The sequence below is a fragment of the Gramella jeungdoensis genome (assembly GCF_023805255.1).
In the GTDB taxonomy this organism is placed as follows: Bacteria; Bacteroidota; Bacteroidia; order Flavobacteriales; family Flavobacteriaceae; genus Christiangramia; species Christiangramia jeungdoensis.
Genome location: NZ_JAMSCK010000004.1, coordinates 21,530 through 48,227 on the forward strand (window position 1 = coordinate 21,530; position 26,698 = coordinate 48,227).

Genomic DNA, 26,698 nt, shown 5'->3' on the forward strand with positions numbered 1-26,698 from the left:
CTAATTAATATTTAAGGTTGAAAGCCCTCCATCCATACCCAAAATTTGTCCGGTCATCCAGCTGCTTTCTTCACTTATTAAATAAGTTGCGAGCCCAGCAATATCTTTTGGTGTTCCGGTTCTTTTCAGGGGGTGCCGTGCATCCATTTTCTTTTTCTTCTCTTCATTGGCCAGAAGTTTCTCAGCCAGCGGTGTATCGGTAAGAGAAGGAGCGATCACATTTACCCGAAATGATGGAGCATATTCGGCTGCCAGTGATTTTGCAAATCCTTCGATAGCTCCTTTGGCGGCAGCTACACTGGTATGAAAAGGCATGCCTGTCTTTACAGCCACGGTGCTGAAGAATATCAAACTGGCCTGATCAGCATTCTTAAGTTTATCCATAACTCCATGTAAACTTCTTACTAGCCCAAAGAAATTCAGGTCCATTTCTTTTTCAAAATGTTCGGGTTTCAGCATTTTGAATGGCTTAAGATCAATACTTCCAGGACAATAAATGAAAGAATGTAAAGTATCGGGCAATTCCAATTTGGTGATATCATCTTCAAGAACATCGAATTTTAAATGCTGTATGTTCTCTTTATTGGTTTGGATCCCATTGCGGGATGCAATAATTATATTGTTATCACTGGCCATTCTTTCAGCGATCTCTTTGCCTATTCCTGTAGAGCCACCAATAAGTAAAATATTCTTTTTCATAATTCTCAATTTAGAATATCCTGTTTAAGGGTGTTTTTATTGGTTTTCAATTCTTTATATTCCCCAAACAGTTCAATAAGCTTTTTTCGTCGATACTGAAAAATTTCCTCCAGTTTTGGTTTTACGAGAAATGGATGAACAAGCTGGCCTATCCAGCCCAAAGGTAATTTGTAATCTATAATATCTTCCATTTCAACACCACCGGGAATTGGTTTAATAAAATGTTTATGGTGCCACAGGCTGTAAGGACCAAAGCGCTGCTCATCCACAAAATATTCACCTTCACGAACATGTGTTATCTCGGTTATCCATTTGGTCCTTATGCCGCCTACCGGGGTAACTATATACTGGATTATCTGGCCGGGGAACATGGGTCTGTCACCTCCTGACAGGATCTCAAACCCCATATAATCTGGAGTGATGGTTTTAAGGTTTTTAGGGTCAGACAAGAATTTCCAGGCTCTTTCCGGTGAAATAGGTAATTTTTGAAGACTGTTTAAGCTATATATTTTCATCAGCGGTAAAAGTACATTTCATTTTGTTTAAAATAAAGATAATATAGTTAAACAAAATATAAAAATGAGAAACTTTTAAATTATTTGTTTCCAGATTATTAGTCTTTTTAAGAGTTCAATTGAAAAAGAAATTGTGAAGATTTTTTTAAAATAGATAAAATAGATATAGATTCGCTACTGTTACATTGAATTGATCTTCATAAATATTCAAATTTTATAAATACTTCAATTAATCACCAATAATTTAATGTTTCGTAAGCAAGCTATTTTGCTGTGCTGTTCTCTTTTTATCTTTAGTATAGGAAATAGCCAGACCGCCGAAAAGGTTTATGAGGTTTTTGACAGTAGAGTAGGATTGGAAAATACCGTTTTATTTAACGGTTTTCAATATCAGGACCCTGTTAAAACAATAAATGACAATAATAAATTTTTGTTTCCTGGAAATGAATACTCTAATGGTGAAGTATCATATTCTGGCCATTATTTTTTTGATGTAAAACTGAAGTTTAATCTTGTGGACGACCGGTTGTTTATCAAAATCGCCTACGACAGCACCAGTGCTTTTTTTCAGTTAATAACAGAAAAGATCGACAGTTTCATCATTAGAGATATCCAATTTATAAGACTTGATTATTCTGAAGAAGTAAAGGGGTTTTATCAAAAACTATTTAGTTCTAAGGACTATTCTCTTTACAAGAAATACCGAAAAGACTCTAATGAGAAACATGACAAGAGTTTTTTCTATTACGAGTATAAATTCACTGATCCGCAGTATGTATTGATTTATAATGAAAAACCTTTCCAGGCAAACTCCAGAAGAGATGTAATTGATATTTTCCCTGATAAAAAGAGTGAAATCAAACAGTTTTATAAGGAACAAAAATCTTTATCTAAAAGGGATATGGATGCCTTTATGGAAAATCTTTTAAAAGGAATCATCAATCAAAATATTAAAAGTCGGTAATGCGGAAATCAATCTCCCTTGTAATCTTTTATTTCTGCGTGCAATGGCTATTCGCTCAGAAATCTGAAAATACAGTATCCATTTCCTTTAATAATAGTTCTCTGATTTCTGCTTTACAATCTGTTGAAAAGAAATCAGGATTAAAATTATTTTATGCTGAAGAATGGATTCCAGACAAACAAATTTCAAAAACCTATACAGATAAACCTGTTCAAGATATCCTTGCAGACCTGCTTTCAGACACCGTTATAAACTTTTACATTCTTGATGAGGAGCAGGTTATTCTTACAAGAAATAGTATGATTTACGATCGTTTGCCTGAAGGCTATTTTGGGAAACAGGCAGAACGAACAGTTCAGTCAGACTTTGAAGAGGGAGAATCAAATGATGCTCCTGTATTTTATAATACTGATAATAACCCTAACCGTGAAATTGAAACTGTACGCATAGGAAAGGAGAAAGTTAACAATTCCAGAAAAGTCTTTCAGCTTTCCGGTTATGCTCTTGATAAGAAAACAGCTGAACCAATTTCTAATCTGGCCATAATTTCTGAAAATAGTGGTAATGGTGTTTCAACAAATCTTGACGGTTATTACGAAATAAAACTTCGTGCAGGAGAGAATTTGATTAGTACCCGGTCTATAACAAATGAGAATATCACTAAAAGAGTTATAATATACAGTGATGGGTCTTTAAACTTTAACCTGGCAGAGAGTCTTGAAAGTTTAGGTGAGGTTCAGATTTCTTCCAATGCTACAAAAAATATTGATAATGCTAATACCGGAGAAGAAGAAATAGATATAGAAAATATTAAAAATATTCCATTAGTTCTGGGGGAGAGAGATATCATGAAAGTAGCAACGACGCTTCCCGGAATTAGTACTACAGGAGAAGGTTCAGCAGGTTTCAACGTTAGAGGGGGAAAGGCAGATCAAAATCTTATTCTTTTAGATGAAGCCGTTATGTATAATCCCGCGCATTTCTTTGGGTTGTTTTCAGCTATAAATCCATTTACTACAGGTTCAGCCACCATTTATAAAGGGAATATTCCTGCCAGATATGGAGGCAGGTTGTCCTCAGTATTTGATATCGCAACTAAAGACAGTGATACTCGGGAATTTCAAGGGGAAGCATCAATTGGTCCGGTTACCAGTAGCCTGGCAATACAGCTTCCAGTTGTAAAGGAAAAATCGGGATTGATGCTTGGAGGAAGAAGTACCTATTCCGATTGGATACTAAAAAGTCTAGATGAGCCACAACTTAAAAATAGTACTGCTTCATTTTATGACGGAATCTTAAAATATAATCACGAATTTGATAAAAATAATAAGCTATCTACTACAGCTTATGTAAGCGATGACAGGTTTAGTATAACTTCAGATTCTATATATAATTATCAGAATCGTTTGCTCACACTTCATTATACTCATCGTTTTAATGATAGAAATAGAGGCGTTTTAATTCTTACAAATAGCGATTATAAGTTTAATATCGATTACGATAATAATCTACAGGATAGTTTTGAATCTGGTTATCATATCAATGAAACAGAAGTAAAATTCGATATGAAGCATATTCTAAGCAGTAAGCACCAGTTTGATTATGGAGTATCTGGAAAACTTTATAATGTAGACCCCGGATTTATCAAACCATTAAATTCGGAATCATCCATCAGTGATATCTCTCTGAGTCGCGAACAAGGTCTCGAGGCGGCAGCATGGTTCGCTGATAATTTTAAAGTAAATGATGAGCTTTTGCTAAGTGCCGGCATACGATTTTCATCGTTTACCTCTTTGGGAGAAGACCAGGTGAGGTTATATGATTCTAACTCTCCAAAGAACGACAATTCGGTTACAGGATATGAAGAATATGAACCTAACGAACCGATAGTTACCTATGGTGGTCCCGAATTTAGATTATCGGCTAGATATTATATTCTATCAGATCTTTCTTTAAAGGCAAGTTACAATAATACTTACCAGTATATTCACACTCTCTCTAATAACGTTACGGTCTCCCCAACCGATACCTATAGGTTATCGGGTTATCATATAAAACCACAGAAAGCGAACCAGTATAGCCTGGGCTTATTTAAAAACTGGAGTACAAATGAGATTGAAACCAGTATAGAAGGCTATTATAAAACTTCCGATAATTTGCTGGATTTTAAAACGGGTGCAAATTTATTTCTGAATGAATTTGTAGAGACCGAGGTTATCCAGGGAGAAGGGAAATCCTATGGTGTAGAATTATTACTGAAGAAGAAAACCGGAGATTTCAATGGTTGGTTCAGTTATTCTTATTCCAGATCATTTCTAAAGCTAGCCGGGGAATTTGCCGAAGAAATAGTAAATAACGGAGAATTTTTTGCTTCTAATTTTGATAAACCTCATGATCTGAGTCTGGTCACAAATTATAAGCTTACTCAGCGTTTTAGCTTTTCAGCAAATTTTGTGTATCAAACCGGGAGACCCATAACTTATCCTACTGGTAAATATAATTATGGAGGTTCTGAATATGTTCTTTATAGCCAAAGAAATCAGTTTAGAATACCTGACTATTACAGGCTGGATTTAAGCTTTAATCTGGAAGGAAACCATAAACTTGAAAAATTGGGACATACTTTCTGGAATTTTTCAGTTTACAATGTTTTAGGCAGGAATAATCCTTATTCGGTGTTCTTTGTTACCAAAGATGGAGAGGTAGAAGCGAAACAGGCGTCAATTTTCTCCATTCCGGTACCTACGATCAGTTTTAATTTTCAGTTTTAATTGTGTAAAATGGGAATTTTGAAAAAAATAAACTTTAGGAGATTTTTCGGACTTGCGATTTTAACACTACTACTTGGCTGTGTAGAGCCTTATGAATTAAAAAACGAAGGTACCGAATTTGTTATAGTGATTGAAGGCTTTATAAGTGATGAGTTTAAGAATCATGAGGTTAAGGTTTCTAGTGCCAGTGACCTGGAATCATCAGGAATAAATAATATTAATAATGCTGATGTGAGTATAATGGCCGGGAATGGTGATCGATATGATTTTTTTCATACTGGAGAAGGTGTTTATAGGTCTTTTAACCCGTTCAGAGCCGAAGAGGGGCAAACCTATCAACTGGAGGTTATTCATGATGGAGTTACATACCTCTCTGATAATGAGCAGATCTATGGTATGGCAGAAATTGGGGATATAGAAACCTCGCGACTTACGAATGATGAGGGGGCTGCAGGAATAGCCATATCAGTAACTAGTAATTCAGAGAATGACGTCCAGTTTTACAGATATGAATATTCTGAAACTTATAAAATCGTTGCGCCATATACTTCCGGATATAAATTGATAGTAGATGAGGATGTTCAGAACGTAACGATTGTTGATGCTCCTGAAGAGAGAAAAGTATGTTATAATACAATTGAATCTGTTGCGGCGATTTTACAATCCTCAAGATTTAGAGATAACCAGGGTGAGCTTGAAAATGTAATCAGGTTTCTGCCAGTATCTGATATGAGAATAAGGCATCGTTATAGTCTGCTAATTAAGCAGTATTTAATTTCTCCTGATGCTTATAATTTTTATGAAACGCTGGAGGAACTATCAGGCTCTCAAAATGTATTTAGCCAGAATCAACCCGGGTTTCTTAAAGGAAATATCGAAGCGGTAAATGGTGATAATCTGGCTTTAGGTTATTTTGAAGTAGCGAGCAGCGATGAAAAAAGGATATTTGTAGATCCTATGGAATATTTCAATGTTACAGATTTTCCTGAACCAAATGAATACTGCTCTTTAGTTTGGCCGGGTGTTCCCATGCGTGCAGATAGCCCGGACCCATTGGTGGGTTATATTCAATCGGGAGAATACCAGTTTGTGGGTGATAGAAACTCCGAATATGCTGATATGATTGATATAGGACCAGATACACCATTAGGTCCTTATATACTGGCCAACATATCCTGCGTAGATTGTCGAACTATTGGTACTACAGTTCAACCAGAATTTTGGATCGAAGATGAATAATTATATAAAAACATTATTTGCCAGCTTATTAACTGTATTGGTTTTATCTGGCCCGTCTGCCCAAAGTAAATCTTCTATAGGAACTATTGAAAAGCTTCCTGAAGAAAGAATTTATGTACATCTAAATAATACTTTAGCTTTTTCAGGCCAGTATTTGTACTTCAAAATATATTTACTGAATCACAGCACAAAAAGGCTTTCAGATATTAGCAAAATAGCCTATCTCAATATTCTTAATGATCAGAATGAAGTCGTTTTTCAGGAAACTCTTGATATTAAAAACGGTGAGGGTTATGGAGACTATTTTATTCCGGTAGATTTTGCTTCCGGGAACTATAAAATAGTTGCCTATACAGACTGGATGAAAAATAATCATCGTAACAAATATTTTGAGCAGGATCTTTTTATTATTAATCCTTATACTTCCGATCAGGCTAAAATTAGAAAAGATTCTATTTCTTATATGCCGGTTTCAGCTTTTAGAAATAACGTTTCTCAAAACCTGAAACTTAAAAAGCTTTATAAAAACAGGGAATCTGTTTCCATTGATTTTGGATCTGTGCCGAAGGGAAATTATTCTGTCTCCGTAAGAAAAATAGATTCTTTGCCTCACCCAAAGCATAAAACTGTTCAGGATATTGATTTTGGTAATTCTGCGAATATTTCTTCTGAAGAAAATTTTAAGTTACCTGAAGCTAGGGGGAAACTCATAACGGGTAAAATTTCAACTCGGCTTGATTTATCATTGAATACCTTAAAACTAGCTTTAAGTATTCCAGGTAAAGATTACTTCCTTCGTATAATTCATCCTGACGTAGATGGAAATTTTTACTTCAGTGTTGATGAAAATTTTGAGGCTAAAAAAGCGACTCTTCAGGTTCTTGATTATGACAATGAATCATTTGAAATTGAAATTGAAGAGCAGCAATTGCCAGATACGACAGGATTAACTTTTCAGGATTATGGTATAGATAAAACAGCCGAAAAAATCATACTGGATCATAGTATTTATAATCAGATCGAAAACGCCTATTTCAGCCTTAAGCCCGATACTGTTATGGTTAAGAATCATAGCAATATTTTTGAAGGAGTAGATAGACTCGAATACGATCTTGATGATTACAGGCGTTTTAAAACCATACAAGAAACTTTTATTGAGGTTGTAGCTGAGGTGCAAATTCGGAAGAGAGATGACAGTTATGAATTTAGAGTTTTAAAGCTTCCTCCTGCAACAACTTATAAATCTGATCCCCTTATACTTGTAGATGGCATTATTCTTAAAGACAAAAAGAATTTTGTTGAATATTATGATTCAAGACGAATTGATAAGATTAGTATTATAAGAAATAGCTATTATTTAGGTTCAGCTTTCTTCAGTTCAGTTATTTTAATTGAAACTTTTGATGCTCATTTTGCTAAAAATCATCACGATAGTTCTTTAAAGGAAATTGAGATCACTTCTGGAAATGTTCGAAAAAATTATTATAAACAACGATATCCTGATAAGTCGAGGGTAAATCTTCCTGATTTTAGAACTCAACTGTTATGGAAACCAGATTTCAATATTTCTGAAGGCCAGACATTAGAATTCTTCACTTCAGATGTCGATGGATTTTTTGAATTTTTCATTCAGGGATTCTCCGAAACCGGTCAAGCCATTAGCATTCAGCAAATATTCCAGGTTAATTAATTTTGTATCTTTAGTCGGACAAAAACCTTAAAAATGAAAAAACTACTATTTTTATTCTTAATCGGAGCCATTACAGTTTCGCAAGCACAAATTCAGGCTCCAGCACCAAGTCCTTTTGGAAAGATCGAACAGAAGGTAGGTTTAACTGATGTTACGATTGAATACTCCAGGCCCGGTGTAAAAGGCCGTGAGATATTCGGTGATCTAGTTCCTTTCGGAAAGATATGGAGAACCGGGGCCAATATGAACACCAAGATCACATTTAGTGATGATGTGACTATTAATGGAAAAGAGCTTAAAAAAGGCTCGTATGCTATTTATACTATTCCAAATGAAGATTCCTGGGAAGTGATGTTTTATTCCTCGACCGATAATCCGGGATTGCCACAGGAATGGGATGATAGCAAAGTTGCTTTGAAGGCTTCGGCCGAAGTGGAAGAACTGCCTTTTGAAGTGGAAACCTTTACAATCTTTATTAATGATATTACTAATGACTCGGCGGTAATAGAATTTATCTGGGATGACACCGTAGCGAATCTACCATTTAGTGTTCCTACAGATTCTAAGGCAATGGCCAGTATCGAGAGAGTAATGAACGGTCCTACGGCGAACGACTATTATGCTGCCGCTTCCTATTATCATGCTGAAGGAAAGGACCTAGAACAAGCTTACAAATGGATCACTACTGCGGTTGAAAAGGCCGGAGACCAGGCATTCTGGATTTTAAGAGAGAAATCCCTGATCGAAGCAGATATGGGGAAAAAGCAGGAAGCCATTGCGACTGCAAAAAGATCGCTTGCTTCAGCCCAGAAAGCTAACAATGCCGACTACGTAAAAATGAACAAAGAGTCGATTGCCGAGTGGGAAGGAAATAACTAAAATTCTTTTTTTAAATAATTAAAAGGTTTTCTGGGCTTCGAGTCATCCTAAACTTTCAAATGAAGTTTGACTGATGATAGGGTTCGGAAAACCTTTTAATATTTAAGGCCAATCTCCCTTCTTACATTGTCAAGCAGCTCCATAAGATCAAGGGTCTCGTCATGGCTCCATTTACTGCTTTCTGATTTTCCTTCCAAAAGCATTTGAGTAACGTGAGCGGCCTCAAAATTATACCCATTGGTTTCCACATTGAAATCTTTGGTTGTTTCATTTCCTTCAGAAATAATACTTATTGATGTAGGCTCGTGAAATCTCGAATGAAGTTTTATAACCGCTTTTTCCAGCGTAATTTCAGCTATAGTTGGAGTTTTTTCTTTAAAGGAAGAGTGTAAGCTAGCCTGTGCATCGTCATACATGAATTTCATCTCGCATTCCATATCCACTCCGGTTTCAGCAAATTTGGCAATAGCCTCAATTTTTTCGGGTTTTCCCAGTAGGCTGTAAGCGAGAAATATGGGATAAATGCCTATATCCAGCAAGCTGCCACCTCCCAGGGATTTATTGAACAGGCGTTTGTCGCGATCGAATTCCGCTTCGAATCCAAAATCTGCTTTTAAGGACCTTATCTTTCCATAGGCTCCAGATTTTATTGTATCCAGTAAAAACTGGTAATGGGGAAGAAACATGGTCCAGAGAGCTTCCATGAGAAAGATATCTTTTGATCTTGCCAGTGCAATCATTTCTTCAGCTTCCTTGCGGTTCATAGCAAAAGGTTTTTCGCATAGAACCGCCTTTCCATGTTTTATACATTCCAGACTAAGCTTATGATGAAAAGAATGTGGGGTTGCAATATATATCACATCTACATTCTCATCTTTCATCAATTGTTCATATACACCATAAGCTACTTTAGCATTATGTTCTTCAGAAATGTCCACTGCTTTATCTCTGTTTCTGCTGGCAACAGCATATAACCGGGCATTTTCAACATGTGTAAGGGCCGTAGCGAATTTGTTCGCGATCTTCCCTAATCCTATTATTCCCCAGTTTATTTCCTTTTTCATGAAGTTTCTATTTCAGAGGTTTTGCCATTCATCATCTGAATTATAAAAGCGATTAAAATTACCAGCGCACAACCCAGCACATTAAGCCATAAGTAAGGCATTATTTGCAGTTCAAAAACTATCAGCACGATAGCCTGGGTAATGATAGCGGCAATAAATACGGCATTGCTTTTAACAATTTTAAAGAAGAATGCAAGCAGGAAAATGCCCAGTACATTCCCGTAGAAAAGGCTTCCGATAATATTTACCAGTTGAATAAGATTATCAAAAAGATCGGCAAGGCTGGCAAAAGCAATAGCGATCACACCCCACATGAGGGTAAACCATTTTGAAGCAGCCAGATAATGTTCTTCTGACTTATCTTCCTTGTGATGTCTTTTATACAGATCTATAACGGTGGTAGAGGCGAGGGCATTGAGTTCTGACGCAGTTGAAGACATGGCCGCTGAAAGTATAACAGCAAGTAAAAGCCCAATAAAGCCTCGCGGTAGATTATTTAAAATAAAATGAATAAAAACGTAGTCCTTATCATTGCTTTCAGCCTCTGCATCGGCTGCATCAATAAAGAGTCGCGCTTCTTCACGTAATTCCTTTTGTTCTTTATCTAACTGCGAGTAGTTTTGCTCAAATTTGGCTATCTCATCAGCGTTCATTTTGTCTTTATTCTGAGCGTATTGAAGGCTTATGTTCTGCTTTTTCTCCTGAATTTGTTCATTTTCAAGCATGAGATCTTCATACTGCTTTCCGTAGTTTGAGTTAAGGACGGTTTCTGTCGCTGCCGGATTGAAATTTAACGGTGCCGTATTGAACTGATAGAAAACAAATACCATTACACCAACAAGCAGAATAAAGAATTGAAGCGGTACTTTAAGTAATCCGTTAAAGATCATCCCCATCTGGCTTTCTCTTACCGATCCGCCGGAAAGATAACGTTGTACCTGGCTCTGATCAGTCCCGAAGTAGGAGAGGGCAAGAAAACTTCCCCCTATAAGTCCGCTCCATAGGGTATATCTGTTCTCAAGATCGAAGCTGTAATCCAGGATATTCATCTTACCTCCCGTGCCTGCTATATCCAGGGCCTTAGTAAAATTTACAGATTCTGGCAGATAGCTTAGAATAATAAAGAAAGCAACCACCATACCTGTAAAAATTACAGCCATTTGTTGCTTATGCGTTACGCTTACTGCTTTGGTACCTCCAGATACGGTATAAATAATTACGAGTACTCCAATTATAACCGTGAGAGTGGTTAGATTCCATCCCAGCACGGCAGAAAGTACTATAGCCGGGGCAAAAATGGTTATCCCGGCTGCCAGTCCTCGCTGAATAAGAAATAGAATGGCAGTAAGAGTCCTGGTTTTTCTATCAAATCGGGATTCCAGGTACTCATAGGCGGTATAAACATTCAACCGGTGATAAATGGGGATGAAAACCATACAGATGATGACCATTGCAATAGGAAGACCAAAATAAAACTGTACAAATCCCATCCCATCATGGAAGGCCTGGCCTGGTGTCGAAAGAAATGTAATGGCACTTGCCTGTGTGGCCATTACCGAGAGTCCAATAGTCCACCATTTGGCATTTCTTCCACCGCCTATATAATCTTCAACATTCTTGCTTCCCCTGGATTTATAAACTCCATACCAGACTATGAAAATGATTGTTCCCGTAAGTACTATCCAGTCTATAAGTTGCATATCAGGCGAAATAATTCATTATTAAATAAAACGCCAGGATATAAACTGCGTTTGCGATAAGGACCAGGGTATAACTTTTCTTCCAGTGGTAGTTTTCGGAGTTTTCCATTATTTACCTATAGAGATTAAATTAGCAAATAGCCGGAATGCACCGGGAACAGCTTCGGGAAACTGTCTAAAGAAGCTTATTCCGGTATATATATAATATCCTTTTCCATATTTAGCAACGAGCAGACTTCCTGATTTTGGAGTCTCATTAGCATCATGCATACTCAGGAGAGGGGTAAAATTTTCATCCCAGCTTCCAGGAAAATACAAACCTCTTTCCTGTACCCAGCCATCAAAATCGGCTTTTGTTAATTTATTAGGACTGTTAAGTACGGGATGTTCGGGAGTTAGAAAGGTGACCTCTGCATTTTCATCGGTCACTCTGTCCCGGGACAGTCTAAGCTTATATGGGGAAAGATTGTCAATCAGCAATCCTCTGCTGGTATTATATTGTACGATCATCGTACCACCTTGTTTCACGTAATCAAATAGAGCCTTTTGCTTATACTTAAGTTCTTCAACTGTATTATAGGCTCTTATACCAAGTACAACCGCATCGAATTTTTTCAAATATGACTCTGAAATTGAAGAAGGAGATATTTTAACCACATCATATCCAATCTGCTCAAGGCTCTCCGGAACCACATCGCCAGCGCCCTCGATGTATGCGATATTCTGTCCTTTTTTACTGATATTCAGTTTTACAAGTTTCAAACTTGCAGGTAGCACAAGATTCTGGTCGGGGAAATGCTCGTAATCAATTTCAATCAGCTCCTTGTTATAGGTCTTTCCATCAATGGTCGCAGTAGGCAGAAGTTTAGTCTCATTCTGTCCTTCTGGTGGAGTTATTTTGAAGAGAAGGTTTTGAGTACCTCCAGACTGTGTGATAGAGAAATCGGTTTCCAGAGGTTCAATTTTCCAGCCTTTTCCTGCTTCCAGGTTTAGTTTCCCTTGAATGTTTGGTCGATTGGTTGTGACCTGAATCGTAATTTCTTTAGGTTCAGTGTTGTTGAATATCAGTACTTCATCCTGAAATTTGATATCCACCGGAGGGATAATCTCAAAATTTTTATAGGTTTCTCCGTAGACTTCATCATTGAACTTATACACAATGGGTCTTTGAAAAGAAAGTTTAGTTCCATTGATTAAAACATTGAAAGTCGCCATTGTACTCAGTGGTGTTTCTGGTATCCCCCTAAGCTTCTGATCTTTTACAGTATACATTCCCATACTTCCTTTTTCTTCCAGCCAGTAAGGAGTGGTGTAACTTGCATCAGCAGGAATCTTAAAGTTCATATTGCCATCCCAGCCTTCGTTATTCTTAAGGTCGACCTGAGGACTTATCTTGGAGTTATTCGGAGTCAGTTCAACAGATGAAAGTGAAATCTCAGCATCACTGCGATTTATAGCCTCCAGATGCACCTGTAATTCTTCTGATGGAGTAGTAGAGGGCTTTGCTGCGATCCCTTCCAGGTACATACCTGAGGCGGCATAGATGATTTCTTTTATTTCATCGGTTTTTATCTCTTTCCAGTGCTCATCTTCCAGTTTCTGGATAAGCTCATAAGCTTTTAAAAGACCTGGCAGGCTCTTAGAAGGATCTTCAAAGTCAAAGTTTTCTTCTACTTTATAAAGAATTTCCCCTATTTCTTCCCCGTCTTCAATACGACTCCAGGTAGTATCTATTCCATCAAAAATATCCAAACTGTCTGCAGTTGGTTCTCCTTTCAGGAATTCCAGGTATTCCATTTGCTTACCTCGGCTCCCCGTACTACCAAATCCCTGTGAACGGTGTTGACTTCGGCTTAACGAAGCGATCTCGGGGTTTGAGAGTCCTTTTAGAGGAAAATACACTCCTGTATCAAAGCTTACGAAGTTCGATTTATCTGCTTCTCTAAAGGCTTCCTCCCCACCATAGAACCAGGGAGACGTATTGAAAAATAAACGTTCAGGCTGATATGGGTCAACATATTCCAATTGATCCTGATAGGCATTTTTATCTCCTGCAAGGTCAAAAGCTTCCACACTCAAAATAGCTGAGGAAGTATGATGCCCATGTGTACTGCCCGGAGTGCGATGATCAAAACGGTTTATCACAACATCTGGTCTGAATTTTCTTAATATCCAAACCACATCGCCTAAAACCTCTTCTTTATTCCATATTTCCAGTGTTTCAGAAGGGTTTTTGGAATAACCAAAATCGTTTGCTCTGGTAAAGAACTGCTGCCCACCATCAATACGTCTTGCCGCCAGTAGTTCCTGTGTTCTGATAACACCCAGTTGTTCCCTGAGTTCGGGACCGATAAGGTTTTGACCACCATCACCACGAGTTAAAGAAAGATAGGCGGTTCTCGCATTCTTTTCATTAGAAAAGTAAGAGATAAGCCTGGTATTTTCGTCATCCGGATGGGCGGCTATATAAAGGACCGATCCTAAAAAATTCAGTTTTTTAATATGGTGATAAATTTCAGAAGAACTCCATTTTTCGGGAGCCTGGGCATTATTTATCGAAAAACTAAGGAGAAATAAAGCAAAAATTAATTTTCGCATGAACTAAGGTATTTTACCAAATATAAAAACTTTCTATTCGCAGGTCCTAAAAATTTATTGCTTCTTTTAATTATTAAAGTGCTTCCTTGCCTTCTTCATGCCTGCGGTCATGTTCTATCAAAGAAACCGCTTTCTGTAAAATGAGATTGTTCGGATAGGTGATCAGCTCACCGTCCTGAGTCCTTAAATGCAAATGAAAAGCCTTGATGTCTTCTATCATTGCTTCAACAGGCAGATCTTTGTCATGGATCTTTATAGTGTCACCAATCTTATAAGGAAAAGAAAAGAACATTATGATCCCCGAGGTGATATTGCTAAGAATAGACCAGATCGCGAATAAAGCAACTCCTATTACCGCGAATACCGATGAAAACACCAGTGAAAGCTCCGTGAAGCCAACACCCCATGCTAGTGAAAGCAAGAAGGCTGCAATAAGGAGAATGAGAATATTGATGTACTTGAACATTAACCTTGTTCGGGTAATATTGATCTCACTTTTCTTACCCACTTTGTTCGCTGCCTTTTTAAGCAGGAACTGAATGATCATCAATAAAATTAATACACCAAGTGTATATGCCAGTTCGTATCGATATGTGAATAGGATCTCGTACATTAATTTAATTCCAGTTTTTCCCGTAAAGGTAGATTATTATTCGAATTTTTATTCCAGTAATCGGTCTTTAAGCGTTGTTTTTTTACCGCTTTTGTAGTTAGAATCCTGGCATTTTCGCCAAAACCGGAGGGATATGATTCTTCCCATTTTTCGATAGTGTAGGGAAAACTCCGACTGAAATAGATCTTCAGGACTCTATTCAGTTCGGGATATTCCACGCTATAAATGTTCAGTTCTTCATCTGTAAAATATTCTCCGAAAGCCGAATATGCCTTAATGGGTTTATGGCTAAGGCGCAGATATTCAAAAGAGGGTATCATCTCAAATTCTCCTACCGGCAGGTTCTCGGTATCCACTCTTAACCGGGTCCAGATCTCATTTTCAAGATTGACTTGCTTCAGATCCAGATTCTGATCGGCTTCGCCCTGAAAATAGGAGTGGCTGGATATTTCAAATTTTCTTCTATTGTTTAGTTGCATATAAACCTGGCCGCACCATTCCTGTACCGAAGCGCTTAATTTAAGTGCATGTTGCTCACCATTCAAAGGATAGAAACAGCTTTGCATGATATTGTAAGGATAAATTCCGGTGATGAATTTTTTCGTTGAGTTAAGTTTCAGCACAGAAATATTTCGATCATTCTGGGAATTGGCTTTTACCTGTTCTTCTGGCAGGAAATCTTCGGTAACATAGATAAGAACAGCTTCCCCTTTTCTAATTTCGCCATATCGGGCCTGCTCGAGTTCATAAGATGTTATCTCTGCTTCGCCGGTATACCAGTAGTTCTTGAACTCTTCTGAAAGTTCAAAGTTTGGAACTCTGGATTTCTGTTCTCCACAGGAGAAAAGAAATAAAAGAAGAAGCAAATATCCTGAATACCGCCACATATTTTTATTATAAAGTTACAAATTTCAGGTTTGCAGCATTTCTTTAAGGGTAGCATATACCTCATAGGTGGGAAGGCCAACAACATTAAAATAACTTCCCTCGATCTTTCTTATCCCAATAAGGCCTATCCATTCCTGTATGGCATAACCTCCGGCCTTATCAAAAGGCTTATAATTGCTAACGTAGTATTCGATCTCTTCCGGGGTCAGTTCGGCAAAAAACACATGAGTCTTATGATTCAGTATTTTCTGGGAACTTTTACCTGTAAAGCAAACCGAAGTGATCACCTCATGTTCCTTCCCGGAAAGGGATCTGATCATTTCAACCGCTTCATCATGATCTGCCGGTTTACCCAAGGCATTCCCATCATTATAGACAATAGTATCACTGGTGATAAGAATCTGATTTTCCTTTAAATCATCCTTAAAAGCTTTTGCCTTAAGTGCCGCGAGATAATCGGTGATTTCTTCTTCCTTTAGATTTTCTGGATATACTTCTTCTACCGGTCTTACATCTATGGTAACGGGAATTTCCAGCTCTTCAAAGAATTTCTGTCTCCTTGGAGAGCCTGAGGCAAGGATTATCTCATAGTCTTTAAGCAGATCTTTCATCATAATCATAATAATATAAATTGAAGTAAGCCAATGGATATTAAACCGAAGAACAGAACGGCCTTAAGAACCAGGCTCAATCTTGAGTATTCTTTTTTCTTTTCTGCCGTCCAGATATTGATCAGAAAAAACAGGAGGGGGGCCACTAATAGCAGCAATGTGTAAATTACAGCCTGTATATTTTCAAAAAGGTATTTATAGATATAGAATACGAGGAAGCCCAGGGGGATAAGTGCTATAGCGAACAATATCTTATTTGTCCTTTTTTTACCTAGTACAATGGGTAGTGTTTTATAACCCGCATTATAATCCCCGTCTATATCTTCCTGGTCTTTTACTATTTCCCTCAAAAAGTTTATTAGAAAAGCGAAGATTGAATAATCTATCAGTATCGAAAAGATCACCGATTGTGTTTGCTGATTCTGGTCTGTAATAGCCGGTAAAAGGTCGTAAAGTCCAACACCAATAGGAACCAGCCCAACAATAATACTAACCAGGATATTTCCCACCAGAATGGTCTGCTGAAACTGGGAATTATAAAGATAAAGTATGGCAGAACCGAAGATGAAAAATGCTGAAAAGCCCGGTCTTCCAATCGTATTGGAAAGGTAGAATCCAAGCCCGACTCCAATGATATTCAGAATAAAGAAAAGGCGGTAAGCGACCTTTTCTGATATTTTGTTGTTAATAAGAGTTCGGTTGGGTTTGTTCTTCAGGTCGGCCTTTAAATCAAAGATATCATTGATAATGTAGCCTGAAGCGGCTACACAGATCACGGCAAGAACAAGGAGTGAAAACCCTAGCAAATTAAGAGTAATTGCGACACCAAATGGTTCAAAAAGAGCATATTTTATAAGGTACATGGTAAGCGCGATAAAAATCAGGTTACCCGCTCTTATAAGTTTAAGGAAGCTCAGCATATTTAAGGTTTTTCAATCCATTTTCCCTGCACCTTCATCACCTGTTCAATTACATCCCGAACGCAGCCTTCACCTCCTTTTTTATGAGAAACGTATAATGATATTTCCTTTACTTCTGGCGCAGCATCCTGCGGGCAGCAGGGAAGACCAACAAGCTTCATAGGGTAATAATCGGGGATATCGTCTCCCATATAAAGAACTTCATTCGGTTTTATCTGGTAGATATCAAAGAATTCGTCCATTTGTTCCACCTTGTCGTCTATTCCCAGGTAGATATCGGTAATTCCCAGATCACGAAGGCGTTTTCTAACTCCTTCATTCTTTCCACCGCTGATGATACAAACAGTGTACCCTGCCTTTTGAGCCATCTTCATGGCATAACCATCTTTGGTATTCATGGTTCTGAGAAGTTCCCCATGGGTGGAGATCTGTATGGTTCCGTCGGTAAGTACTCCGTCTACGTCAAAAACAAAAGTCTTTATCTGATTGAGATGTTCTTTATAGCTTTTTTCCATGCAATTTCTGTATAGAGTCGGTTAAAATAGTATATATTTTTTTCTGATCATCATCCAGCATTTCCAGATGAGCCGATATGGTTTTTTGATCATTACGAAGCGCCGGTCCTGTTTGTGAGGAGAAGGGCGGTAAGGTTTCGATCTTATTGGCTGTTTCTTTAATTAGAGGTTGCAAAATCTTAAAAGGTAGCTCATTCTTTTCGCAATAATCGGCTGCCAGAGCGTACAAATGATTCGTGAAATTGTTGACGAAAACCGCGGCAAGATGTAAGGCCTTTCGCTGCTTTGAACTTACCTCAAAGATGTTATCGCTTATCGCTGAGGCTATCTTTTTCAGGAATTCAAGATTCTTAGCAGAATTTGCCTCAAGACATACCGGAACCTCTTTAAAATTTACAGGTTTGTTCTTAGAAAAGGTCTGTAAGGGATAAAAAACGCCGTGATTTTCAAATAATGAAAGCTCAGTTAGAGGTATGCTGCCGGAACAATGAGCAAAAACAGCCTTATTGTCCGGTATTTTTTCAGCGATCTTCCGGATGGCTTCATCCTTTACGGCGAGCAGGTACAGGTCAGCTTTTTTAAGCTGCTCAAGATTTGAAGTTCTTTTCTCTGGTTCATTTACAAAATTAAGATGTTCGTGATTACGGTTATATACCTGGACCACATCCACTTCCTTTGCTTTGGAAAACGTCTGGTAGAGGTGGCTTGAAACGTTTCCGGCACCAATGATAATCACTTTAATCATGTGGCTAAAATACCAAAATTTTCATGCAGCTGAAATTAACATTCGTAGAGTGTAGATTGAATTGCCAATAAGCGGGGAAACTCATAATAAATCGTTAAATTTGCAGCCGTTAAAATTGACAGTTCTTCCATGCAGAAAAAAATAGCCTCTATCCTTTTTTCTACCCGAATAATGGCCGTCTTATTTATCGTTTTTGCAGTCGCAATGGCCATGGGTACATTCATAGAAAGTTGGTACAGTATAGAAACCGCCCGTATATTAATCTATAACACCTGGTGGTTTGAAGGAATCATGCTTTTCCTTTTAATTAATTTCCTGGGAAACATTAACCGTTATCAGCTTTATAAAAAAGGAAAATGGAGCGCACTCGTGCTTCACCTTTCATTTATACTTATCCTGATTGGTGCTTTTGTCACTCGGTATATTAGTTATGAAGGTATTATGCCCATCAGGGAAGGAGAAACAACCAATAAGATTCTAACCCATGAAACCTATTTCACTTTTTTCATAGACGGAGAGATCGATGGGCAGCCCAGACGAAGGGTTCTTCAGGAAAAAGTGCTTTTCGGGCCTGAAGTAGAAAATGATTATGTTCTGAATACTGACTATAACGGTCAACCGGTAAGTTTTGAAGTCACCAATTTCATTCATGGTGCAGAAGAAACACTGGTGCCTACAGAAGATGGAGAGACTTATCTGAAGATAGTTGAAGCCGGAGACGGACAAAGGCATGACCATTATTTAAAAGAAGGAGAGGTAAGTAACATCCATAATGTTCTTTTCACTTTGAACAGTCCGCAGGAAGGTGCTATAAATATTCAACTCACGGAAGATGGAAAATACTTTATAGATTCTCCATTTGAGGGAACATATATGAGAATGGCCGATCAGGAGCAGGGAGAGTTGTTAAAAGATTCTATTCAAACCCTAAACCTGAGATCGCTCTATAATATCGGGAATATGCAGTTCGTGATCCCTGAGCCTGCGATCAAAGGTGAATATGATGTGGTTCCTACCAACCCTAAGACAAAAGAAGATCTCGATGCAGTAACCTTAAAGATATCTTCTGAAGGTGAATCAGAAACTCTTACCCTTCTTGGTGGTCAGGGAACAGTTGCCGATCCAACTCAGATAAATCTGGCAGGGTTGGAGATCTTTTTGAATTATGGATCCATTCAACGAGAATTACCTTTCGCATTAAAACTAAATGATTTTATTGCTGAAAAATACCCTGGGACAGCCGACAGGGAGACCCCAGGTTATGCTTCATTCAAAAGTAAAGTTGAGATTATTGAAGAAGGCCAACCTGATAAGCCTTATGATATTTATATGAACCACGTACTGGATCATAAAGGTTTTCGGTTCTTTCAGTCAAGCTTTCATCCTGATGAAAAAGGAACTATACTTTCTGTCAATCATGATTTTTGGGGAACCTGGATCACTTATATAGGTTACTTCCTTCTTTATTTTGGACTTATGTGGATACTATTCGATAAGAATTCAAGATTTGGTCATTTAGAGCAGATGCTTGACAAGATCAAGAAAAAGAAAAAATCCCTGGCCAGCCTTTTAATTCTTATTAGTTGTTCGTTCGGAATGAATGCGCAACAGGACGGGCATGATCATGTTAAGACCAGCAACAATCAAATAGACAGTATTATAAAAGCAAATGCTGTTAAGCCTGAACACGCTGAAAAATTCGGACGGCTTATTATCCAGGATGCGGGCGGAAGAATGAAACCTGCGAACACTTATTCTTCAGAGTTGTTAAGAAAACTTAGTAAGAGTGATGAATATGAAGGTTTAAACTCAGATCAGGTCCTGGTTTCCATGACCGAAAATCCTGTTTTCTGGTACCAGGCACCGCTTATATATGTACAGAAGAAAAATGATAGTTTACATCATATTCTGGATGTTGAGGAGGGCAAGAAATATTTATCGCTTACCGATTTCTTTGATCAAAAAGGCGCCTATAAACTGTCTCCTTATCTTGAAGATGCCTATCGTGCTGCGGTTCCTAATAAATTCCAGAAGGATTTTATTGAGACCGATAAGAAAGTAAATCTTCTATACCAGGCTTTACAGGGAAAGGTCCTGAAGATATTTCCTGTGCCTGGGGACGAGAATAACGAGTGGATATCTTATCCCGAAGTTGATGAGGCAAATCTGAAAGGAATGGATTCGGTTTATACAAAACAGATCCTTCCGCTTTACATGAATGCCTTGCGAACTGCTCGTAAGACAGGTGATTATGAAAAGGCCGATCAGTATCTGGAAAGTATACACAGCTATCAGAAGAAATTTGGAGCTGAGGTGATGCCCTCTAAAGAGAAGATTAAGGCAGAACTGATCTATAATGAATATGATATTTTCAGAAGTCTTTTCTGGTTGTATATGCTGGCAGGCTCGGTAATGCTGCTATTTGTGATCGTTCAGATCTTTAAAGATAATAAGTTCGTAAGAGGACTAATATATACGGGTGCCGGAGCAATAATAATTCTTTTTGTACTTCATACTGCTGGACTTGCAGCAAGATGGTATATTTCTGGTCATGCGCCCTGGAGTGATGCATACGAATCCATGATCTATGTAGCCTGGGCTACGATGTTCTTTGGTCTTGCCTTTGGTAGAAAATCCAACCTTACGATCGCTTCAACAGCCTTTGTAGCTTCGATGATCCTGATGATCGCCCACTGGAACTGGATGGATCCTGCAATTGCCAATCTGCAGCCAGTACTTAATTCTTACTGGCTAATGATACATGTGTCGGTAATCGTGGGAAGTTACGGTCCGTTTACTTTGGGAATGATTTTGGGAGTTGTAGCACTGATCTTAATGATCCTCACTACCGAAAAGAACAAGGAAAAAATGGAGATCAATATCCATGAGATCACTGTGATCACGGAGATGGCCCTTACCGTTGGTCTTGTTATGCTTACTATTGGCAACTTCCTTGGAGGGCAGTGGGCCAATGAAAGTTGGGGAAGATACTGGGGCTGGGATCCAAAAGAAACCTGGGCTCTTATAAGCATCATGGTCTATGCTTTTGTGATACATATGAGGCTGGTTCCAGGCCTTAGAAGTAGATGGTTCTTTAATCTTATGGCAATTGTGGCCTTTGCAAGTATTATGATGACCTATTTCGGGGTGAACTTTTACCTGGCAGGACTTCACTCGTATGCCAGCGGGGATAAGGTGATCACTCCAAGTTTCGTTTATTATTCAGTTGCAGTAGTGGCAGTGCTGGGAGCGGTTTCCTACTGGAAGTTCAAAAAGCACTTTTCGAAGAAATAATTTGATTTAATTGATAAAAAAAAGCCCCGAGTAAATCGGGGCTTTTTTTGTTGTGGTTATTTAAAGAACTATTTTAAATTCCCAACCATATCTTTGGGATCTACCCATTCGTCAAACTGTTCCTCAGTAACATAACCAAGGTTTACCGCTTCTTCTCTGAGGGTTGTACCATTTTTATGTGCTGTATTGGCGATCTCTGCAGCTTTGTAATAACCAATCTTCGTGTTTAGAGCAGTTACAAGCATTAAAGAGTTATTCAAATGCTCCTTAATTCTTGGAGTATTTGCTTCGATCCCATTGGCACAGTGCTCTTCAAATGAAACACATGCATCACCAAGGAGCTGAGCACTTTGTAATAGTGCATTGGCCATTACAGGTTTAAAAACATTGAGTTCAAATTGTCCCTGCATTCCACCAATGCTCATAGTGGTATCATTTCCTATTACCTGCGCGCAAACCATGGTTAATGCTTCACACTGGGTAGGATTTACTTTACCTGGCATAATGGACGAGCCTGGCTCGTTCGCGGGGATATTGATCTCTCCGATCCCACTTCTTGGCCCTGAAGCAAGCATTCTAATATCGTTTCCAATTTTATTAAGGGAAACAGCCAGTTGTTTCAATGCTCCATGAGTCTCAACAAAAGCATCGTGCGCTGCAAGAGCCTCAAATTTGTTTCCGGCAGAAACAAAAGGCATTTCGGTAAATTTTGCGATAAATTCAGCTACTCTTTTCGAGTAACCTTTTGGAGTATTTAATCCTGTACCAACGGCGGTTCCGCCAAGCGCGAGTTCTGCAAGGTGTGGAAGCGTATTTTCAAGAGCTCTGATCCCATAATCAAGCTGTGCCACATATCCGCTGAATTCCTGACCCAGGGTTAGGGGAGTGGCATCCATAAAGTGGGTACGACCTATTTTTACGGTATTCTTGAACTCCTCCGATTTTTTCTTAAGAGTATTCCTCAATTTTCTAAGCCCGGGAAGGGTGACTTTAGTTACCTTTTTATAGGCAGCGATATGCATGCCGGTTGGGAAAGTATCATTTGAGGATTGTGATTTATTAACATCATCATTTGGCTGAAGCGTTTTCTCACCCTCGCCAATTTTTTTACCTGCGAGCTGATGCGCACGATTAGCAATCACTTCATTCATATTCATATTGCTCTGGGTACCGCTACCGGTTTGCCAGATCACCAAAGGAAACTGATCATCGTGTTTACCTTCAAGTATCTCATCACAAACCTTTGCTATTAGGTCTCTCTTGTCAACCGGAAGAACTCCTAGTTCACAGTTTGTATAAGCAGCTGCCTTTTTGAGATAGGCGAAGCCATATATAATATCCAAAGGCATCGAAGCAGCAGGGCCGATCTTAAAATTATTCCTGGAGCGCTCGGTTTGGGCACCCCATAGTTTATCTGAAGGAACCTTTACTTCCCCCATGGTATCTTTCTCTATTCTGTAATCCATAATGCTAAAATTGGTTGCAGAGCAAAGTTAAGATTTAGCGGGTTTCTTGCCGAAAAAAAGACTTAAAATTAGAACTTAATTTTAATGAAAACCTGATTTCATTCAATTTCAAATCGTTCAAAATGATTGTTTAATACTTACAGGAATGTGAATTCAGGAAATATGACCTAATAATCATTTTTTCAATAGTTATCTGATTATTAACAAGTGTTTAGGTTTCTAGAGAAGGTGTCCCAAAGTAAAAAAAGAATTTAATTTTTGAATTATTAGACAGGGAATTCCATAAAAAAGGGATTATAATCATGATTATAATCCCTTTTTATCCATTCAGCCCTTTTAATTTGGCTGATATTTGTAATATCCTGAAATTTAATTAGTCAGATGTCTTGGGGGAGACCTTTGACTGATAAAATTCAAGGTCGGCTAAAATTAATTAACTTATATGCTTAAACAAAATGAAAACAAATATTTAACATTAATTAAAATTTTAGCTTAAGAATAATGGTCTTATTCCATATTTTTAATTAACGAAGCAGCGAAAAAATACCAACTTTAAGCTTAAATATGATTAAGCGCTTTTTTTATTAAACACAAGTCTACTGTCTTATTAAATAAGTGGGAGCTTTAATTTTAAAACGGCTTAAAAGAGTTAGCCGATATTCTAAACCATAATCAGAGGTATTAAAAAATTAAGTATTTCTTGTGATAAGCCGGTTAGACTTTATATCTTTGACCAGATTCTAATCAAACCTGACTGTTATGTTCGAATTCGATCAATATCTTGGTTTCTTAGCGTTTTTGGTGATTCTTACCATGGGTTTCTGGTTAATGATCTTTCTAATGGCTTTTCTTCCTTACTGGATAGGAGGTTCAGTTGGAGAGTTGATCAAAGAAAAACGTGAAGCACGCAAAAAAGCTAAAGCGGAAAAAGCATAAAAAAAGGGACTTGAAAAGTCCCTTTTTTATTTCAATATTATTTCTTCTAGAATTCTCCTTCATCAAAATCTTCATTTCCGCCATTTCTTCTTTCCTGGCGTTTCTTTTGCTGATTGAATCTGTAGATCAGAGAAACTGTAAAATTTTGTCCTTGTCTCCATTGAAATTCAGTGTCTCTTTCATACGTGTCGGTAATCGTATAAGATTGTCTTTTTCTTGAATTCAACAGATCTCTTACATTTAAAGACAGTGTTGCTTTATCCTTAAAAAGGTCTTTACTCAATGCAAGATCCAGGGAGAGGTAACCATCCCGGTTTCCCTGAACTTCTTCAGAAGCACCCCTGTAAAATGCGTTGGTTTGCCAATCGATTTTTGCTGGTAAGCTAACTTTTGAGCTAAATCTTGCGAACCACGAGGTGTTTTCGGCACTATAATCCCTTCCGTTGAAACTTCCTTCAGTTTTAAATCTGAAAAAATTGAAACTTCCGTTCAATCTTAGCCATTTTGCTGGATTATACAGAATACCAAGTTCACCACCGGTACGATCATTACTTGATAGGTTTACAGGTATTCTTCGCACTACATTTGATCCTGCCACATTATCTTCTATTCTTTCGAAAGCATCAGTTTCGTGCTGATAATATACAGAAGTTGTTAAGGTGATGTTTTCCCATCTTTTTAAATAACCAAGATCAAAGGCATTTGAGTATGCCGGCCTTAGATTTGGGTTCCCCTGAAAAATGTTATTGGTACTGCTTCTCGAAGGAAAGGGATTGATAAACCAGCCCCTGGGCCTATTGATTCTTCGATTATATCCCAGGGTTATATTTTCTTCTTCAGCCAGTTCATAAATCAAATTAACGGTGGGGAAGAGGCCAAGATAATTATTATCAAAATCTGTGTCTATAGGTATTCCGAACACCTCTTCAAGTTGCTGGTCGGTGAGTTCACTATCTATCTTTCCCTTAAGATTGGTGTTTTCAAGACGTAGTCCTAACAAGAAAGAAAGATTACCTATTTTAGTGCCGTACTGGGTATATAGCGCCTGAACATTTTCGGTATAATCGAATTTATTTGAAAAGGTTTCATTGAACTCCAATTCTCCAGTATTCTCGTTTTCACTGAAAAGAGTATAATCGGTAATCTCATTTTCGAAATTTCCCCTGTAACCAGCTTCAAACTGTGAGTCCTCATTAAATGGAAGTACATAGTCTGCCTGTAGAAGATATTCCTTCTGATCTTCGGTAGTGTTAATCCTTTCAGCCAGCAGAGGGAAATCAATATCAGTAGGGTTGGAATCGATTCTCTCTCCAATATTTGTTAACTGGGTTTCACTATCATTCTCATACTGAAAATCGGCGGTAAGTTTATGTCCTTTATCATTAAAGTTATTAATGTAATTCAAAGAAACCTGCCAGCTGTTATCTTCTTCCTCCTGGTTTTCACTTCGGGTAGTCTCAAGTACCAGTCCTTCATTCCTTTTATAATAATCTGAAGAGTTCGTGGTGACGTCTTCATCTTCACCATATCGATAAAAAACAGATCCTGTTATTGAAGAGCGGTCATTAATGAAATATTCCATACCAAGATTAGTATTGTAATTCCTGTTCAGCCTTTCAATATCCCGATCCTCATAGATCCTGGAATATTCGGTTTCACTATTTTCAAAATACCTGGTATCAAAAAAACCTCCACCGGGTGCATCAAAATATCTGAAACCGGAAGTAGTAAAAAGATTAAAATTTTCTGTTCTATAATTCAAATTTGCTGTTATCCCAGCATTGGCAGGAGTGCCGGCATTAAGGTTTAAAGAACCATTGAATCCCAGTGTCTTTTTCTGGCGTAAAATGATATTCAGAATTCCGGCCGTACCTTCGGCATCATAGCGTGCTGAGGGAGAGGTGATAACTTCTACACGCTCTATGGCATCGGCGGGAAGATTATTCAATATATTGGTGTCGCCAAAGCCGGCCATGGCTGATGGTTTCCCATTAATCAAAATTCTTACATTTTCATTTCCCCTAAGGCTTATTCCTCCATCTATATCCACTGTAACCGAAGGAACATTATTAAGGGCATCGCTAACAGTCCCGCCAGCTGTAGTAAGATCTTTTCCGATATTGTATATTTTTTTGTCCAGACGAACATCCACCTGTGTGGTTTCTGCCCGTACAACGACCTCGTCAAGATTTTCCGAACCCAATCCAAGTTTAATGGTTCCCAGATCAAGATCTTTATCGATAGTTCTGTTCTTGAAAGTTTTGCTTTCGTATGAAATAAACTCAACGATTATGTTATAAGTTCCTTTTTTTACATCTATGGAGAACTCCCCCTGTGCATCAGTAACTCCTCCGGTAAGATCTTTGGGGTCTTCTACGTTCACTATGGAAATTGTTGCATACTCAAGGGGCACTTCAAGTTCGTTATCTATAACTGTACCCGAAATGGTAAACTGTCTGAGATCTGAAGGCCCCTGGGCAAAACTAGAAAATAGGAATACATTGAGAAGGCTAAAAATAAAGCCCAGAAGGAAAATCCTTTTGTTGGTCATTGTCAATTTTTTCTTTTATGACCACTCAAAATCGCTTTGG

The 26,698-nt window shown here is 38.1% G+C and carries 20 protein-coding genes; 7 read left to right on the forward strand and 13 right to left on the reverse strand.

Annotated elements, in window-relative coordinates; all coding sequences use genetic code 11:
* Positions 1 to 699 carry an SDR family NAD(P)-dependent oxidoreductase gene (locus NE848_RS11025; RefSeq protein WP_252113499.1) on the reverse strand — a complete coding sequence of 233 codons (699 nt, stop codon included), beginning with the start codon at positions 697 to 699 and terminating at the stop codon, positions 1 to 3.
* 5 nt (positions 700 to 704) lie between these two features.
* A complete protein-coding gene (locus tag NE848_RS11030; RefSeq protein ID WP_252113501.1) occupies positions 705 to 1,214 on the reverse strand; it encodes an SRPBCC family protein in 510 nt (169 codons plus the stop codon).
* 247 nt (positions 1,215 to 1,461) lie between these two features.
* Between NE848_RS11030 and NE848_RS11035 the strand changes: the two genes are divergently transcribed.
* From NE848_RS11035 to NE848_RS11055, 5 genes are read left to right on the forward strand one after another with little or no spacing between them, the layout of a single operon-like run.
* Positions 1,462 to 2,178: a hypothetical protein gene (locus tag NE848_RS11035; protein WP_252113503.1), complete on the forward strand. Its 717-nt coding sequence runs from the start codon at positions 1,462 to 1,464 to the stop codon at positions 2,176 to 2,178.
* Positions 2,178 to 4,949 (forward strand): TonB-dependent receptor, encoded by a 2,772-nt coding sequence (locus NE848_RS11040; protein WP_252113505.1) that lies wholly within the window; start codon positions 2,178 to 2,180, stop codon positions 4,947 to 4,949. The genes NE848_RS11035 and NE848_RS11040 overlap by 1 nt, the downstream gene beginning before the upstream one ends.
* 18 nt (positions 4,950 to 4,967) lie before the next feature.
* Positions 4,968 to 6,188: a DUF4249 domain-containing protein gene (locus tag NE848_RS11045; protein WP_252113507.1), complete on the forward strand. Its 1,221-nt coding sequence runs from the start codon at positions 4,968 to 4,970 to the stop codon at positions 6,186 to 6,188.
* Positions 6,181 to 7,878: a hypothetical protein gene (locus NE848_RS11050; RefSeq protein ID WP_252113509.1), complete on the forward strand. Its 1,698-nt coding sequence runs from the start codon at positions 6,181 to 6,183 to the stop codon at positions 7,876 to 7,878. The genes NE848_RS11045 and NE848_RS11050 overlap by 8 nt, the downstream gene beginning before the upstream one ends.
* Before the next feature lie 33 nt (positions 7,879 to 7,911).
* Positions 7,912 to 8,757, forward strand: coding sequence for a DUF2911 domain-containing protein (locus NE848_RS11055; RefSeq protein WP_252113511.1), 846 nt, complete (start codon positions 7,912 to 7,914; stop codon positions 8,755 to 8,757).
* Positions 8,758 to 8,852: 95 nt separating this feature from the next.
* Here NE848_RS11055 and NE848_RS11060 read toward each other — a convergent pair whose 3' ends face one another.
* The 9 genes from NE848_RS11060 to NE848_RS11100 form a co-directional block, all read right to left on the reverse strand.
* A complete protein-coding gene (locus tag NE848_RS11060; RefSeq protein WP_252113513.1) occupies positions 8,853 to 9,821 on the reverse strand; it encodes a Gfo/Idh/MocA family protein in 969 nt (322 codons plus the stop codon).
* Positions 9,818 to 11,521, reverse strand: a complete 1,704-nt coding sequence (locus NE848_RS11065; RefSeq protein ID WP_252113515.1) for a sodium:solute symporter family protein — start codon at positions 11,519 to 11,521, stop codon at positions 9,818 to 9,820. Before NE848_RS11065 ends, NE848_RS11060 begins: the two co-directional genes overlap by 4 nt.
* Positions 11,522 to 11,629: 108 nt before the next feature.
* Positions 11,630 to 14,119 carry a PIG-L family deacetylase gene (locus NE848_RS11070; RefSeq protein ID WP_252113518.1) on the reverse strand — a complete coding sequence of 830 codons (2,490 nt, stop codon included), beginning with the start codon at positions 14,117 to 14,119 and terminating at the stop codon, positions 11,630 to 11,632.
* A 73-nt stretch (positions 14,120 to 14,192) separates the two neighbouring features.
* Positions 14,193 to 14,732 (reverse strand): mechanosensitive ion channel domain-containing protein, encoded by a 540-nt coding sequence (locus NE848_RS11075; protein ID WP_252113520.1) that lies wholly within the window; start codon positions 14,730 to 14,732, stop codon positions 14,193 to 14,195.
* Positions 14,732 to 15,619: a septum formation inhibitor Maf gene (locus NE848_RS11080; protein ID WP_252113522.1), complete on the reverse strand. Its 888-nt coding sequence runs from the start codon at positions 15,617 to 15,619 to the stop codon at positions 14,732 to 14,734. The genes NE848_RS11075 and NE848_RS11080 overlap by 1 nt, the downstream gene beginning before the upstream one ends.
* A gap of 24 nt (positions 15,620 to 15,643) precedes the next feature.
* The gene (locus tag NE848_RS11085) at positions 15,644 to 16,234 is read right to left on the reverse strand and encodes a Maf-like protein (RefSeq protein WP_252113524.1); all 591 of its coding nucleotides are present in this window, start codon (positions 16,232 to 16,234) and stop codon (positions 15,644 to 15,646) included.
* A 2-nt stretch (positions 16,235 to 16,236) separates the two neighbouring features.
* Positions 16,237 to 17,151, reverse strand: a complete 915-nt coding sequence (locus NE848_RS11090; protein WP_252113526.1) for a geranylgeranylglycerol-phosphate geranylgeranyltransferase — start codon at positions 17,149 to 17,151, stop codon at positions 16,237 to 16,239.
* Positions 17,152 to 17,153: 2 nt separating this feature from the next.
* A complete protein-coding gene (locus tag NE848_RS11095) occupies positions 17,154 to 17,666 on the reverse strand; it encodes a KdsC family phosphatase (RefSeq protein WP_252113528.1) in 513 nt (170 codons plus the stop codon).
* On the reverse strand, positions 17,650 to 18,411 hold the full coding sequence (locus NE848_RS11100) for a Rossmann-like and DUF2520 domain-containing protein (RefSeq protein WP_252113530.1): 762 nt from the start codon (positions 18,409 to 18,411) through the stop codon (positions 17,650 to 17,652). The genes NE848_RS11095 and NE848_RS11100 overlap by 17 nt, the downstream gene beginning before the upstream one ends.
* Positions 18,412 to 18,540: 129 nt before the next feature.
* Here NE848_RS11100 and NE848_RS11105 point away from each other — a divergent pair, with 129 nt between their 5' ends.
* Positions 18,541 to 21,705 carry a cytochrome c biogenesis protein gene (locus NE848_RS11105; RefSeq protein ID WP_252113532.1) on the forward strand — a complete coding sequence of 1,055 codons (3,165 nt, stop codon included), beginning with the start codon at positions 18,541 to 18,543 and terminating at the stop codon, positions 21,703 to 21,705.
* A 68-nt stretch (positions 21,706 to 21,773) separates the two neighbouring features.
* On the opposite strand, the gene fumC is transcribed toward NE848_RS11105, so the two are convergent.
* Complete coding sequence (gene fumC / locus NE848_RS11110) at positions 21,774 to 23,171, reverse strand: class II fumarate hydratase (RefSeq protein WP_252113534.1); 1,398 nt, start codon at positions 23,169 to 23,171, stop codon at positions 21,774 to 21,776.
* A 759-nt stretch (positions 23,172 to 23,930) separates the two neighbouring features.
* Between fumC and NE848_RS11115 the strand changes: the two genes are divergently transcribed.
* Positions 23,931 to 24,107, forward strand: coding sequence for a hypothetical protein (locus NE848_RS11115; RefSeq protein WP_252113536.1), 177 nt, complete (start codon positions 23,931 to 23,933; stop codon positions 24,105 to 24,107).
* Between the two features lie 46 nt (positions 24,108 to 24,153).
* On the opposite strand, the gene NE848_RS11120 is transcribed toward NE848_RS11115, so the two are convergent.
* Complete coding sequence (locus tag NE848_RS11120) at positions 24,154 to 26,658, reverse strand: TonB-dependent receptor (protein WP_252113538.1); 2,505 nt, start codon at positions 26,656 to 26,658, stop codon at positions 24,154 to 24,156.
* Positions 26,659 to 26,698 lie beyond the last annotated feature (40 nt).

Coding starts and splice junctions, on each gene's coding strand:
- NE848_RS11090 (WP_252113526.1), bottom strand. CDS start 17,151: ATGCTGAGCTTCCTTAAACTTATAAGAGCGGGTAACCTGATTTTTATC.
- NE848_RS11065 (WP_252113515.1), bottom strand. CDS start 11,521: ATGCAACTTATAGACTGGATAGTACTTACGGGAACAATCATTTTCATA.
- NE848_RS11050 (WP_252113509.1), top strand. CDS start 6,181: ATGAATAATTATATAAAAACATTATTTGCCAGCTTATTAACTGTATTG.
- NE848_RS11035 (WP_252113503.1), top strand. CDS start 1,462: ATGTTTCGTAAGCAAGCTATTTTGCTGTGCTGTTCTCTTTTTATCTTT.
- NE848_RS11075 (WP_252113520.1), bottom strand. CDS start 14,732: ATGTACGAGATCCTATTCACATATCGATACGAACTGGCATATACACTT.
- NE848_RS11040 (WP_252113505.1), top strand. CDS start 2,178: ATGCGGAAATCAATCTCCCTTGTAATCTTTTATTTCTGCGTGCAATGG.
- NE848_RS11055 (WP_252113511.1), top strand. CDS start 7,912: ATGAAAAAACTACTATTTTTATTCTTAATCGGAGCCATTACAGTTTCG.
- NE848_RS11060 (WP_252113513.1), bottom strand. CDS start 9,821: ATGAAAAAGGAAATAAACTGGGGAATAATAGGATTAGGGAAGATCGCG.
- NE848_RS11115 (WP_252113536.1), top strand. CDS start 23,931: ATGTTCGAATTCGATCAATATCTTGGTTTCTTAGCGTTTTTGGTGATT.
- NE848_RS11070 (WP_252113518.1), bottom strand. CDS start 14,119: ATGCGAAAATTAATTTTTGCTTTATTTCTCCTTAGTTTTTCGATAAAT.
- NE848_RS11025 (WP_252113499.1), bottom strand. CDS start 699: ATGAAAAAGAATATTTTACTTATTGGTGGCTCTACAGGAATAGGCAAA.
- NE848_RS11100 (WP_252113530.1), bottom strand. CDS start 18,411: ATGATTAAAGTGATTATCATTGGTGCCGGAAACGTTTCAAGCCACCTC.
- NE848_RS11080 (WP_252113522.1), bottom strand. CDS start 15,619: ATGTGGCGGTATTCAGGATATTTGCTTCTTCTTTTATTTCTTTTCTCC.
- NE848_RS11085 (WP_252113524.1), bottom strand. CDS start 16,234: ATGATGAAAGATCTGCTTAAAGACTATGAGATAATCCTTGCCTCAGGC.
- NE848_RS11120 (WP_252113538.1), bottom strand. CDS start 26,658: ATGACCAACAAAAGGATTTTCCTTCTGGGCTTTATTTTTAGCCTTCTC.
- NE848_RS11095 (WP_252113528.1), bottom strand. CDS start 17,666: ATGGAAAAAAGCTATAAAGAACATCTCAATCAGATAAAGACTTTTGTT.
- fumC (WP_252113534.1), bottom strand. CDS start 23,171: ATGGATTACAGAATAGAGAAAGATACCATGGGGGAAGTAAAGGTTCCT.
- NE848_RS11105 (WP_252113532.1), top strand. CDS start 18,541: ATGCAGAAAAAAATAGCCTCTATCCTTTTTTCTACCCGAATAATGGCC.
- NE848_RS11030 (WP_252113501.1), bottom strand. CDS start 1,214: ATGAAAATATATAGCTTAAACAGTCTTCAAAAATTACCTATTTCACCG.